The organism is Streptomyces sp. NBC_01275 (assembly GCF_026340655.1).
Classification (GTDB): Bacteria; Actinomycetota; Actinomycetes; order Streptomycetales; family Streptomycetaceae; genus Streptomyces.
On record NZ_JAPEOZ010000001.1, the window covers coordinates 1,336,708 to 1,350,076 of the forward strand.

The 13,369-nt window shown below is 70.6% G+C and carries 11 protein-coding genes; 3 read left to right on the top strand and 8 right to left on the bottom strand.

Features of this window, described 5'->3' with window-relative positions:
- Positions 1-93 precede the first annotated feature (93 nt).
- From OG562_RS05600 to OG562_RS05620, 5 genes are all read right to left on the bottom strand, one after another.
- Positions 94-855, bottom strand: a complete 762-nt coding sequence (locus tag OG562_RS05600; RefSeq protein WP_266394337.1) for an SDR family oxidoreductase — start codon at positions 853-855, stop codon at positions 94-96.
- Between the two features lie 87 nt (positions 856-942).
- Complete coding sequence (gene fabG / locus OG562_RS05605) at positions 943-1,704, bottom strand: 3-oxoacyl-ACP reductase FabG (RefSeq protein ID WP_266394339.1); 762 nt, start codon at positions 1,702-1,704, stop codon at positions 943-945.
- A 125-nt stretch (positions 1,705-1,829) separates the two neighbouring features.
- Positions 1,830-2,246, bottom strand: coding sequence for a DUF3037 domain-containing protein (locus tag OG562_RS05610; RefSeq protein ID WP_266394341.1), 417 nt, complete (start codon positions 2,244-2,246; stop codon positions 1,830-1,832).
- On the bottom strand, positions 2,243-2,998 hold the full coding sequence (locus OG562_RS05615; RefSeq protein ID WP_266409043.1) for a HipA family kinase: 756 nt from the start codon (positions 2,996-2,998) through the stop codon (positions 2,243-2,245). The genes OG562_RS05610 and OG562_RS05615 overlap by 4 nt, the downstream gene beginning before the upstream one ends.
- A gap of 155 nt (positions 2,999-3,153) precedes the next feature.
- Positions 3,154-7,236, bottom strand: coding sequence for a hypothetical protein (locus tag OG562_RS05620; protein WP_266394343.1), 4,083 nt, complete (start codon positions 7,234-7,236; stop codon positions 3,154-3,156).
- A 638-nt stretch (positions 7,237-7,874) separates the two neighbouring features.
- Between OG562_RS05620 and OG562_RS05625 the strand changes: the two genes are divergently transcribed.
- A complete protein-coding gene (locus tag OG562_RS05625) occupies positions 7,875-8,390 on the top strand; it encodes a Rieske (2Fe-2S) protein (RefSeq protein WP_266394345.1) in 516 nt (171 codons plus the stop codon).
- Here the strand turns inward: OG562_RS05625 and OG562_RS05630 are convergent.
- Complete coding sequence (locus tag OG562_RS05630) at positions 8,377-9,135, bottom strand: cysteine hydrolase (RefSeq protein WP_266394347.1); 759 nt, start codon at positions 9,133-9,135, stop codon at positions 8,377-8,379. The two genes, OG562_RS05625 and OG562_RS05630, sit on opposite strands and share 14 nt — an antisense overlap.
- A gap of 134 nt (positions 9,136-9,269) precedes the next feature.
- On the opposite strand from OG562_RS05630, the gene OG562_RS05635 reads away from it, so the two are divergent.
- Entirely contained in the window at positions 9,270-9,737 is a 468-nt protein-coding gene (locus tag OG562_RS05635) for a pyridoxamine 5'-phosphate oxidase family protein (protein WP_266394349.1), read from the top strand.
- Positions 9,738-9,854: 117 nt separating this feature from the next.
- On the opposite strand, the gene OG562_RS05640 is transcribed toward OG562_RS05635, so the two are convergent.
- The gene (locus OG562_RS05640) at positions 9,855-10,757 is read right to left on the bottom strand and encodes a LysR family transcriptional regulator (protein WP_266394352.1); all 903 of its coding nucleotides are present in this window, start codon (positions 10,755-10,757) and stop codon (positions 9,855-9,857) included.
- A gap of 38 nt (positions 10,758-10,795) precedes the next feature.
- On the opposite strand from OG562_RS05640, the gene OG562_RS05645 reads away from it, so the two are divergent.
- On the top strand, positions 10,796-11,797 hold the full coding sequence (locus OG562_RS05645) for a DMT family transporter (RefSeq protein ID WP_266394355.1): 1,002 nt from the start codon (positions 10,796-10,798) through the stop codon (positions 11,795-11,797).
- Between the two features lie 224 nt (positions 11,798-12,021).
- On the opposite strand, the gene OG562_RS05650 is transcribed toward OG562_RS05645, so the two are convergent.
- Positions 12,022-13,353: an aminotransferase class I/II-fold pyridoxal phosphate-dependent enzyme gene (locus OG562_RS05650; protein WP_266394357.1), complete on the bottom strand. Its 1,332-nt coding sequence runs from the start codon at positions 13,351-13,353 to the stop codon at positions 12,022-12,024.
- Positions 13,354-13,369 lie beyond the last annotated feature (16 nt).

The window sequence follows — 13,369 nt, forward strand, 5'->3', positions numbered from 1 at the left end:
ACTTTTCGCGACCGCGCTACGACGACACGGGCGCCGTTTCCGTAAAGAGAAACGGCGCCCGTGTCGTCGTCGCTGTCAGCTCGCGCCGGATTCTCAGCCGACGCCGGCGTTGAGGAAGATGCCGCCGTCGACGACGAGCGTCTGGCCGGTGATCCAGTCCGACTGCTCCGAGGTGAGGAAGGCGGCGGTGCCGCCGATGTCGGAGGGCAGGCCGAGCCGGGCCAGCGGATAGGCGGCGGCCGCCTCCTCCTCGCGCCCCTCGTACAGGGCCGAGGCGAACTTGGTCTTCACCACGGCCGGGGCGATCGCGTTGACCCGCACCCGGGGCGCGAACTCGTGCGCCAGCTGCTGGGTCAGGTTGATCATCGCGGCCTTGCTGATGCCGTACGCGCCGATGAACGGCGAGGCCGAAAGGCCCGCGACGGAGGCGATGTTGACGATCGCGCCGCCGTTGTCCTTCTGCCAGGCGTGCCAGGTCCGCTGGGCGAAGCCGAGCGCGGAGACGACGTTGGTCTCGAAGACCTTGCGCGCCACGTCCAGGTCGAGGTCGGCGATCGGCCCGAACACCGGGTTCGTGCCGGCGTTGTTGACCAGGAAGTCGACCCGTCCGAAGGCCTCCATCGTGCGCTCGACGGCGGTGGCCTGGTGTTCCACGTCGTGCGCCTTGCCGGCGACGCCGATGACCCGGTCGGCGCCGAGCTGTTCGACGGCCTCCTTGAGGGCGTCCTCGTTGCGGCCGGTGATGCAGACCCGGTCGCCGCGGGCGAGGAGCGCCTCGGCTACGCCGTAGCCGATGCCGCGGCTGGCGCCCGTGACGAGGGCGACCTTGCCGGAGAGCGGGGGCAGTTCAGTCATGTCCGTGATTCCTGTCGGTCCTGATCCCTGTCGTCCTGGTCCCTGAGGGTCCCAGGAAAGGTCCTAGATCTGCTGTCGCGACAGGCGCTAGTCGAGCGGTCCGCCGGCGACGTAGAGCACCTGGCCGGAGACGAAGCCCGCGGCCTCGTTCGTGAAGAAGGCGATCGCGTTGGCGATGTCGTCGGGCTCGCCGACGCGGGCCACGGGGATCTGGGTGGCGGCGGCGGCCTTGAAGTCGTCGAAGCCCATGCCGACCCGGGCGGCGGTCGCGGCGGTCATGTCGGTGGCGATGAAGCCGGGGGCGACGGCGTTGGCGGTGATGCCGAACTTCCCGAGCTCGATGGCGAGGGTCTTGGTGAAGCCCTGCAGACCGGCCTTGGCGGCGGAGTAGTTGGCCTGGCCGCGGTTGCCGAGCGCCGAGGACGACGACAGGTTGACGATGCGGCCGAAGCCCGCGTCGACCATGTGCTTCTGGACGGCCTTGGTCATCAGGAACGAGCCGCGCAGATGCACGTTCAGGACCGTGTCCCAGTCGGAGGCGCTCATCTTGAACAGCAGGTTGTCGCGGAGCACGCCCGCGTTGTTGACGAGGATCGTCGGCGCGCCGAGCTCCTCGACGACGCGCGCGATCGCCGCCTGGACCTGGGCCTCGTCGGAGACGTCGGCGCCGACCGCGACGGCCTTGCCGCCCGCCGCCGTGATCTTCTCCACGGTGTCCTTGCAGGCGGCCTCGTCGAGGTCGATCACCGCGACCGCGCGGCCCTCCGCGGCCAGCCGTACGGCGGTGGCGGCTCCGATGCCGCGCGCCGCGCCCGTGACTACTGCGACCCGCTGCTCAGTGGTGGACATCCCTGCTTCTCCTCGCCCTTGAGAAAGTACGCCCGCTTGGTGAGCGACCGCTTAGTACCTTCGCCAGACGTGACGCTAGAAGCCCTGGCACGCGGTGTCAACGGCACATGAGGCGGTGTGATTCATTACCTCACCAGCAGGCCGAGCAACCGCTCCGCCTCGGCCTCCGGATCGAGGGTGAGCCCAGTGTGCACCGGCCCCGGCTGGACGACGGTGGAGCGGGGCGCGATCAGCCAGCGGAAACGCCGTCCGGCGTCGTCGCGCGCCGCCTGCCCGGCCGCCTCGCCGCCCGCGCACACGCCCTCGACCGCCCGCAGCGCGGCTCTGATCCCGGCCACGTCGGCCGCCGGGTCGAGGGCGAGCAGCCTGGCCTCGTCGAGATGGGTGCGGGCGCCGACATAGGACTGCGCGCGGCAGTAGACGAGCACTCCCGCGTTGACGCACTCGCCGCGCTCGATGCGGGGTACGACGCGCAGCAGGGCGTACTCGAAGACGTCCCGTTCGTTCGCCTCGCTCGGCCGGATGATGTGGCGGTCGCTCACTGGTCCCCCTCGATGCGGTCGTGGATGACGGCGGCGCGGGCGAGCAGAGGGGCCGCGTAGGCCCGTCGGAGCGCGTCCGGGTCGTCGAAGCCGGGTTCGTCGGCCAGCCAGGCGTCGGGGATCTCTGCGGTGACCTCGGCGAGCAGCTCGGCGGTGACCAGCGGGGCCAGCTGCGCCGCGGCGGTCGCGACGTCCGGCCCGAAGGACGCGAGGGCGTGGTCGCGGGCGTCGTAGGGGCGGGCCGCGGAGGTCTCGGCGGTGGGCCAGTTGTGCTGCCAGATCATGGTGGCGCCGTGGTCGATGAGCCACAGGTCGCCGCGGTGCATCAGCAGGTTGGGGTTGCGCCAGGACCGGTCGACGTTGTTCACCAGCGCGTCGAACCAGACGATCCGGCCGGCCTCCTCGGCGCTCACCGGGAAGGCGAGCGGGTCGAAGCCGAGGGCGCCGGAGAGGAAGTCCATGCCGAGATTGGCGCCGCCGCTGGCCTTCAGCAGGTCCTGCACCTGCTGCTCGGGTTCACCGAGACCCAGCACCGGGTCGAGCTCGACGGTCACCAGGCGGGGCACTCTGAAGCCCAGTCGGCGGGCGAGTTCGCCGCAGACGACCTCCGCGACGAGCGTCTTGCGGCCCTGGCCCGCGCCGGTGAACTTCATGACGTAGGTCCCGAAGTCGTCGGCCTCGACGAGCCCCGGCAGCGAGCCGCCCTCCCGCAGGGGCGTGATGTAGCGGGTGGCGGTGACCTCTTCCAGCATCGCGGTGCGCCCCTTGCTCCTGACCTCCGGCATGAAGTGAGCATAGTAACCGAGCGTGACAGCCCCCGCTCCAGCGCCCGAGCCGCCGCGCGGACCGCGGCAGGGTGCCGTGTCGGCGCAGGGATCAGGCCCCGTGACCAGCTCGACATGCCCCCTCAGTAAAGGGGCTGATACTCCAACAGCCGCTGCCAGCCGCCCGTGTTGCCCTGCGCCCGGCCGTGCAGCCAGTTGCTCCCCCGGAGGCTTTCGCGGAGTTTGTCGGGGGTGTCCGCATCCACGAAGACGGCGTCGAGCCACTGCGGTTTGGGATGGAGCTGGGCTGCGGCCGACACCACCGGAGTGCAGAAAGCCGGCTCGCACATCATGCTGCGCACCCAGCGTTCCTGCTGCGCAGGCGTGAGCTGCAAGCAGAGCCTGCCCAGAAAGGGGGCCCAGGGCCGTGAGATGTCGCGCTTCCACTTGACGTCCTCGGGCTGGATCCTGTGCAGCGCCCTGACAGTGCTCGCTGTCAGTTCCGCCGCCGCCGACGGGTCCGTGAGAAGGAGTCGTTCCATGGCGAAGCCGACGGGCTCGACGATCTGGCTGATCCGCCCGCAGTCCTGCGGGGACGACACGTCGTAACCAGCCTCCTCGGCCAGGGAGATCACGGTCGCGACCAGCTCGTCCGGTCGGTCCAGGTGACCGAGGTGCGCGTGGGCCATGGCGAGCAGGGCCCGCGCCGCGGCTTCGTGGTTGATGATCTGCTCGGTGGCCCGTCGGCGGGGTAGGAGGCGTGCTTCTCGGCCCTTCAGGATGAGCGGGTCGAGGATCTCCCGCAGGGCGGGCGGAGCGTCCGCGTCCCAGGTGCGCCTGGGGATGGTCAGTTCGACGAGTTCGAGAATGGCGTTGCGAAGGTCCTGGGCCGAGGCGTCGGTCCAGGCGTCGAGGATTTCCTCCACCGTCGGGAGGGTGTCGACCTCCAGTTCCAGGAGAACCTTCCACAGCATGAACCCGTGCTGCCGCATGTGCGGCTTCCTGTGCGAGACCAGATCCTTCCGGTAGTCCACGAGTTGCTGCCGGTAGGGTTGAAATGCCGTCAGAGGGCTGTCGTCAGGGCTTTGCGACAAGCCTTTCAGGGTCCGATGGAGCACTTCCGGGGCTGCCGCGTTCTTGGCATAGGCGATCAGATACTCGATCACCTCCGGCTGGTCGGAGAGCGTGTACTGCATGGCCCCCAGGATGCTCGTGGTCGCCGCCTGCCCGGACTTGTCCCGTTGCAGTCGCCGTTGGGTGTCCCGGTCGGCGACGAAGGTCTCCAAGGCCTCGACTGCTTCCGGCCGGCCGGCGAGGGCCGCCGGGACCGTGAACACGCACAGTCCGAAGCTGTTCAGCCACGGCGAGCTCGCCATGTCGTCGAGGTCGTTGCGGGTGGTGGGCAACAGGCTGAGCAGAACATCGGGAACGGGCTTCGCTTCCTGGAGGGCTTTGCGCCAGAGCCAGGCGGCGTCCTTGCCGCCGTCGGGAGAGTTCTCCGCGCGGGGCAGGGAGAGGAGAGCTTCCTTGCAGCGACGCCGCGCTTCGACGGTGAGCGGGTGTTCGGCGGCGGACGGGGGAGCGACCGTGGACGGGTCTCCTCTCAGGTCGCGCTGGAAACCGGAGGACCGGCCGATCAGCGACTCCGCGAGGACCGCGTAGCAGACGGCGAGTTGGTGCGAGGGGTCGCGCGTGGACATGACGGTGTCGAGGAGTTCCGCAGGATCGACCGGAAGACCGTTGACGACGGCGACGGTGTGCATTCTCAGCGTCGCACGGCACACCAGCACGCCCGAGAGCGAGGGCGGTTCGGCCTGTCCGCCGGATCCGCCGGAGTCGTCCTGCCGAGCGGGCGGCAGGCCGAGGACCGAGCGGATCTCCGCCGGCGACTCTTCCGCCCGGGGCCGGCTCAGGACGAACAGCCGGCACAGAGCGCGCTCGAACGCAATGCTCTCCTTCCGGTCAGGGTGGAGACCGCCGAGCTTGGGCAGAAGGTCCTTGAGGGTCTTCCGGATGAGCCGGGGGCTGAGATTCCAGGTCGCCATCTGGATCAGAAGCTCCGTCGGCAGGCTGAGCTGCCCTGTCGTCAGCGCCTTCTCCCAGAAGTACAGGGCATGTTCCAGCGTCCCGTCGGGGTCTGCTGCGGCGACCGCGCTCAACAGACGAAGTGGAAGCTTGTCATTGTGATGCCATTCGCTCGGCTCCAGGGATTTGAGCCACTCGAAGCATCTGCGCTTCCGGAGGAAGTCCTCGACGGCAACGGGGTCATGGGTGGCAAGACGGACGAGCGCCTCAAGGACGTTCTTCTTGATCCTGGTGCTGCTCTGCTCCATCTCCCACAGAAGGGCCAGGTCCGCCAGCGGCCGGCCGAGGTCCGGGTGGGTGACCGAGGGAAGGAGAAGGAGGAACCGGTCGATCACCGACGCGTTCGCGCCCTTCAACGCGGCCGGCGCATGCTCGCGCACCAACGGCCCGGGGTGTTTGAGCTTCGCGTAGACGCGCAGGGCCAGTCCGAGGAGGGCGGAGTCCGTGGATTCGAGCCACGAGGCCAGCGCCGCGTCGGCCCTCTCCACGGTGTACGACGCCTCACCCGTGTACGACGCCTCACCCGTGGACGACGCCCCACCCGTCTCCGAGATCCGGCCGGCCATGAGCAGGGTTTCGCTGGCGACTTCACCGAAGTAGAGGTCTCCGGGGTTGCGTGCCACCCGTTCCATCAGCGCGTCGACAGCCGACCCTCCGCAGGCCAGTACGCCTCGGGCTGCGGCGTGTTCGAAGAAGGTCTGGTGGAAGAACCACAGGTAGCCGGTGAGTTCGCGGATGGAGAGCACCCCGCGCGAGCGAAGCGCCTCCACGGCCGCGTGCACGTCCTCCCACACCACGCCGTCCGGACCTGTCACTCGGGCCAGCTGCTGCCGGACACCGGTCTCCAAGTCGGAACGCCTGGTGTCGAGCTGACCGGAGGCGAAGATGATGCGCGCGGCGGCTCGCGTATGCGCAGACAGGTCGACCGAGCCATGTGTCGCCGAGGAGTTCCAGGCCCGCCGGTCGCTCACGATGCGGTGCGTCCAGAACATGTCGTAGAGGTAGGGGGTGTCCACGTCCTCCTCCGGCACGTCGGGGGCATACAGATCGAAGAGCAGCCGCAGGGCGAAGGGATTGGCGCACACCTCTCGCAGGGCCCTACCGCGAGAGGCTGCGTGGGTGACCTTGCCGACGACCGTCTCCACCCGTGGAGCGTCGGGCAGGCCGTCGTAGTAGCCGCGGGCGTAGCTCTTGACCGCTTCGGGCCACTCCTCGGCGTTGTAGGCGGAGAGCGTCCTCTGCTTGATCGTCACCTCCGCCGCCTTCGCGGCGGCCGTCAGGCGCTGAGCCTCCACCGGTCGACACGTCAGCAGCGTGGGCAGCCGCAGACGAGCGGCCGCCCGTACTGCGTCGAGTACGAAGGCGATGGCGTCCTCGCTGTGCATGAGCAGGTCGACGGTGTCGATCAGGAGGGCGAAGGGCCGCCCGATGCCAGCACACTGCTCGAAGGCGGCCATGGCCGACGCGGGAGACAGAGCGGCCTTGCCCTGGCCGACGGGCCCCTCCTGTCCGGCACGTAGGCCCAGGAGCACCGCGCTGGCCCGGATGAACAGGGGATGGCGTTCCCGGGCCAGGAGCTGGCGGTGCATGCTCCACAACAGGCTGGTCTTGCCGAAGCCCGCCTCCCCCACCAGGACGGTGCACCCCTCCGACTCAAGGCCCGACAGGATGTCCCTCTCCACGCTCCGCTCCACATACAACCCGTCGGACAGGCGCAACTCCCGCCCCAAGGGGTGCAGGCCCACGACGTCGGCATCGGATGCCGAAGCCCGCGAACTCTTCCAGAGGGCCTCCAACTCCGGCGGCAGAGCGGCAAGAGCTGCCGGATCCCCGGCCAGCAGGGCCCGGCTGACCACCCGGCTGGTCTTCGTCCGAGACCTGTACGCCGACCGGTCGCGCTCCAGGGCGTCGGACACGGCCTTCTCGTCGAAGCCCGCGCACCGGCAGCCGATGACCTCACGCAGAAGGCGGAGCTTGTGCGGATCGGGGTACCTGCCCTCCTCCGCGCGCCAGGCGGACAAGGCCGAGCGGCTCAACTGAGGGACAGGGCTGCCGGACCGGTCGACGATCTGGGTGAGCGTCCAGCCCGCATGCGTGTCATCGGGAGGGCTCTTCCCCTTCGGCAGGAGGTGTTCCCTCACCCGCTGCCAGGACACCTTGCCCGGGTCGCCCGAAACGTCCGCACCTTCGTCGGTGGTCAGCTTCCTCGTCTCCTCCCGCGCCGTGCGGGAATCCCGCCCGCACCCTGTCCCGACGCCCTGTTTCCCGCGCCCGCGCCCCATGATCCCGCCGCGTGGCAGTGCTCTTGGCGGGAGGATTCCCGGTACTGCCAAACCTACTGACGAGGGCGCGAACGCCGCGCCGGAATCACTCGGATGGAGGCCGCGATGGCCTGGGTTTGGCTGCAGCACGCCTGGCTGATCTACTCGATCGGCGAGTTGGCCGTCAGGAGCGTCATGTGGTGGCGACGGCGGAATCAGAGCTGATCGTCGATCTGCCCTCGGCGTCAGAGGGAACCACGCGTGTTGGCCCGTCAGCGCAGGTTGCTGGCGGGCCAACACGCGTGGTTCCTTGAGCATCGCCCCAGGTTGCCGGGGCCGACCAGGGCCGACCGGCCGCGCGGTCGACAGCTTCACGACAGCTCTGGCTTACGCCGACCCGACCTCGAACCGGTCAAGATCTCGACACTGTCCGGACTTGGCGGGGGCGCTGAACGAGCGGCGCTCACGGCCCGTACCTCTCGGCAGATCCACCCACCCCCCTGGAAGGGAAACCCAGCATGACCAGCGCATCGATCCCGTCCGCGTCGAATCCCGCCCGCCGTGCCGTCATGGCGGCCGCCGGAGCCGCGGGGCTCACCGTCGCGCTGACCGCGTGCGGAGGGTCCGACGACTCGTCGAGTTCGTCGTCCTCGTCCGGCTCCACGGGCACCACCGGTTCCACCGGCTCGACGGCCACCGAGTCCGCGAGCACCGGCGGCACGGGCGGCGGGGACAACGCGGCGGCCGGCGCCGCGCTCGCCGCGGTCGCCGACATCCCCGAGGGCGGCGGCAAGATCTTCGAGTCCGAGAAGGTGGTCGTCACCCAGCCGACGGCGGGCGAGTACAAGGCGTTCTCGGCCGTCTGCACCCACATGGGCTGCGCGGTGAAGAGCATCGCCGACGGGGTGATCAACTGCCCCTGTCACAACAGCAACTTCTCGATCACGGACGGCAGCGTGAAGAGCGGCCCCGCGACGACGGCGCTGCCCGAGGTGAAGATCACCGTCAGCGGCGACTCCATCACGCTGGCCTGACGCCTTCGCCCGGCCGCTGAGGACTCGTCGGCCGAGGACCCGACGGCTCAGGACTCGACGGCTCAAGACCCGACCGCTGAACACCCGACGGCTCAGGACTCGACGGCTGGAGGCTCGACCGTTGGAAACACGCCAGCACCTCGTCCGTGGTCGCGACCGTGGCGACCAATGCGAGGGTGTGGCGGATCATCGCGGGGGTGTAGTCGGCAGGCACCCCCGCGATGGCGTCCGTCGGCACGACGGCCGTGTAGCCGCGGTTGACGGCGTCGAAGACGGTGTTGGGGATCGCCACGTTGGCCGAGACTCCGGCGACGACCAGCGTGCGGCAGCCCAGGTTGCGCAGCAGGGCGTCGACCTCCGTGCCCTGGATCGGCGACAGTCCGTGCAGCCGGGTGACGACGAGGTCCTCGTCGGCGACCTCGATCGGGGGCGCCACGCGGACCGCGGCGCTGCCGGTGAGCTGCTGGACGGGAAGGCGTTCGGCGGCGCGGAACAGCCGGGCGTTGCGGTTCGCGCCCCGGCCGTCGGGGCGGCGTTCGGCGACGGCGTGGAGCACCTGGATCCCGCTCCGGTGCGCGGCGGCCACCAGTCGGGCCACCTGGGCGAGGGCCCCCGACTCACGTGCTTCCAGGGCGAGTTGGGGCAACGCGGCGTCGGGTCCGACCACGCCCCGCTGGCACTCCACCGTGATCAGGACGGTGCTCGCGGGGTCGAGGAGGTCGCTGAGCTCTTCGGACGACGGCACGACTCCTCCTGAGGAGACATTGCGCGGAGCGGGAAGAAGACTCATCATCCCTTTCTGACACAGTGTCAGGTCTGGGCGGACAGAAGCACAGCGGTACGACGACATCAGCGAAGAACGACGACAAGGGGGGCCGGATGACCGTCACTCAGCGCCGGGGCCGGAAGATCATGATGACGCAGGGCGAGCTGGAGGCTTTCCTCACCCTCCAGCGCACCTGCCGGGTCGCCACCGTGTCCACCGACGGCGCCCCGCACGTGAGCGCCCTGTGGTTCCTCTGGGACGGCACGTCACTGTGGCTGTACTCGGTGGTCCGCAGCAAGCGGTGGACGGACCTGCGCCGCGACCCCCGGGTCGCGATCGTGATCGACACGGGCGAGGAGTACGACGCACTGCGCGGCGTCGAGCTGTCCGGCGCCGTGGAGTTCGTGGGCGAGATCCCGCGCACCGGCGAACTGTGCGCCGAGCTCGACGCCGTGGAGACGCTGTTCGCGCGCAAGAACTTCAGCCTGGACGCCATGCCGCACGACGGACGGCACGCCTGGATACGCCTGAAGCCGGAGAAGATCGTCTCCTGGGACTTCCGCAAGCTGGGCGGGGCGTAAGGCACTTCAGGCAGGGCGTAAGGCACTTCAGGCAGGGCGTAGGGCACTTCGGGCGGGACGTAAGGCAGTTCACGGGAACTCCCAGCAGGAATTCCCCCGGGGCGGTCGACCGACGCCTCAACCGACGTACTGTCCCGCCGACTTGAGCGCCTCGACCGCCGCCCGGATCGACGGACGGCGGTCGGCGTCCGCCCGCCACACGACGTAGACATGCCGTCGCACCCGCTGCTTGAGCGGGACCATGACGACGCCTTCCGGCACTGGGTTGCGGCCCAGCCGAGGCGCGATGCACACGCCCAACCCGGCGGCTACCAGCCCCAGTTGGGTGTGCGTCTCGGCCGCCCGATGGCCGAGGATCGGCTCGACGCCGCGCGAGCGCAGGGTGAACATCAGCCACTCGTGGCAGAACTCGCCCTGCCCCCAGGTGATCCACTCGTCCCCGGAGAACTCGCCGAGGTCCACCTCGCCCCGGCCGGCCAGCGGATGTCCGGCGGGCATCGCCACATCGGCGGGGTCGTCGAGCAGAGGGGCCTTGACCAGCCCGTCCGGGATCGGCATCGGCTTGTTGTACCAGTCCAGGACGACGGCGAGGTCGAGATCGCCGCGCAGGACGCCCGCGATGCCGTCCTCCGGTTCCAGCTCGCACGAGCGCACCCGCAGCCCGGGGTGCTCCTTGCGCAGGTCGGCGAGCGCGAGGGGGAACAGCCCGCGCGCGGCGGTCGGGAACGCCGACAGTCTCAACTCCCCCACGACCTGCCCCCGTTGCGCCTCCAGATCGGACTGGGCGAGCTCGACCTGCGACAGGATCCGGGCCGCGTGACCGGCGAGCAGCCGCCCCGCGTCCGTCAGCCGCACCCCTCGCCCGTGCTTGGCGAGAAGCTGCTGGCCGACCTCCCGCTCCAGCTTGGCCAGCTGCTGCGAGACGGCCGACGTCGTGATGTGCAGCCCCGCGGCGGCGCCGCTGACCGAGCCGTGCCGGGCGAGGGCGTCGAGGGTGCGCAGGCGCTCCAGATTCAACATGTAAGCAATTCTACGAGGTACTCGGTGCAGATTCTCGATTGTGCTACGAGATCCCGTCCAGCATCGTTACGACCATGACCGCCGCCCCCACCCCCGTACCCGCCCCCTCCCCTGTCACCGCCACCGCCACCCGGACCTCCCGCCCTGCCACCGTCCGCCCCCGCCGCACCCTCGACTGGCGTCTGCGCTTCGGCGCACTGTCGCTGATCTGGGGCTTCAGCTTCCTGCTCATCAAGGTGGGCACCCAGGGCTACGCCCCCTTCCAGGTCACCCTCGGCAGGCTGGCGTTCGGCACGGCGGTGCTGGCGGTCGCGATGGCGGTGAAGCGGGAGCGGCTCCCGCGCGGAGCGCGCACCTGGGGGCATCTCGCGGTCGCCGCGTTCCTGCTGAACGCCCTGCCCTTCTCCCTCTTCGCCTACGCGGAGCTGACGATCCCTTCCACCCTGGCCGGCATCTGCAACGCGACCTCCCCGTTGTGGGGCATGGCCCTGTCCCTGGTCGCCCTGTCCGAGGACCGGCCCACCCGGCTCCGGGTCGCGGGCCTGGGCCTGGGCTTCCTCGGCGTCCTGACGGTCCTGGGCGCCTGGCAGGGTTTCAGCGGACTGGACGCCCGGGGCACGGGGATGGCCCTGCTGGCCTCGCTCAGCTACCCGATCGGCTGGATCTACGTCCGCCGCACCCTGGCCGGCGTCGGCTCCTCGGCCCTGTCGATGACCGGCGCGCAACTCTTCCTCGGCACCCTCCAACTGGCCCTGGTCACCCCCCTGTTCACCACTCTCCCCAGCCGTTTCCCGCTGTTGCCGCTGCTCGCGATCGCCGCGCTCGGCTCGCTCGGCACGGGCCTGGCCCTGCTGATCCAGTACGGCCTGGTCGCCGAGATCGGCCCGACCACCGCCCAGATGGTCACGTACTTCATCCCGGTCATCGCCACGGCGGCCGGCGTCGCCCTGCTCGACGAGTCGCTGACCTGGTCGACGCCGGCGGGAGCGGTGATCGTCCTGGCGGGAGCGGCACTGACCCAGGCCCGGAGCAGGTCCTAGACACCGGGCCCGGAGCAGGTCCCGGACACCCGGCGCGAGGCAGGTCCCGGACACCCGGCGCGAGGCAATGTCGACGTACGAGCGAATGCGCCGCACAGGCACGACCGGCCACGAGACGCCCCCGTACCCGCGTCAGCGCACTCGCATCGGCGCACTCGCGTCAGCGCACTCGCGTCAGCGCACTCGCATCGGCGCACTCGCGTCAGCGCACTCGCGTCAGCGCACTACGCATACCCCCGCGAGACCCCCACCCCCGCCGCCGAGGCCACCGCATCCGCCAGCCCGTCCACCTCGCCCAGTTCGAGCGTCGAGACCGTGATCCGGATCCCGGGCGGCGCCCCGATCCGGAACCGTGCGCCGGGGGCGACCGCCCACCCGGCGTGCAGCAGCCGGGCGACCGCCCCGGTCTCGTCCGGTACGGAGACCCACACGTTCATCCCGCTGCGCCCGCGCGCCTCGACCCCCCGTTCGGCCAGCGCGGCGATCAGCGCGTCCCGGCGACGGCCGTACGCCGCCGCGACCGTCCGCGCGTCCACCGCGCCGTCGGCCCACAGCCGCACCACCGCGCGCTGGGTGATCCGGCTGACCCAGCCGGGCCCGAGCCGCTGCCGTCCGCGCAGCCGGTCGAGGGTGAGCTCGTCCCCGGTGAGGACGGCGAGCCGCAGGTCGGGGCCGTAGGCCTTGGCGGCCGAGCGCAGGAAGGCCCAGTGCCGGGTGACGCCGGCGAGCGGGTGCAGGGGCAGGTCGACGATCCGGTGACCGTGGTCGTCCTCGATGAGCAGGACCTGCGGGTGCTCGCGCAGCACCGCGCGCAGGGCACGCGCGCGTACGGCGCTCAGCGCGGCGCCGGTAGGGTTCTGCGCCCGGTCGGTGACGATCAGGGCGCGCGCCCCGCCTTCCAGCGCACGGCGCACGTCCTCGGGCAGCGGGCCGTCGTCGTCGACGCCGACCGGTACCGTGCGCAGCCCGAGCGCCGGCACCAGATCGAGCAGCGACCCCCAGCCGGGATCCTCGACGGCCACGGTGTCACCGGGTTTGAGGTGTACGGCGAGGACGCGCTCGATAGCGTCCAGCGAACCGGAGGTGACGGCCACGGTTCCGGCCGGCACCCCGTCCGCGTCCAGGTCGGCCCGGGCCAGGCGGGCCAGCTCGGGCTCCACCGGCGCGTGCCCGTACAGTACCGGCTCCCTGTCGCTCTGCGCGGCGGCCCAGGCGAACGCCGGCGCCAGCGGTGGCAGCAGGGCCGTGTCCGGATTGCCGGCGGCCGCGTCCCGTACCCCCTCCGGGACCTCCACCCGGATGTACTCGCGCCCGGTCGTCGCCGGCTTCGACCGCACCCGGCTGCCCCGGCGGCCGTCGGTCTCGATCACCCCGCGTTCGCGCAGCGTGCGGTACGCGGCCGCGACGGTGTTCGGGTTCACCTCGAGCGTGGCCGCCAACTCCCGCATGGGCGGCAGCAGTTGCCCCGGCTCCAGCACACCGGCGCCCACCGCGCGCTCGATGCTCGCGGAAATGTCTGCTGCGCGTCGACCTCTGATCGGATACTCTCCTAGCACAAAGCCAATTATGCAC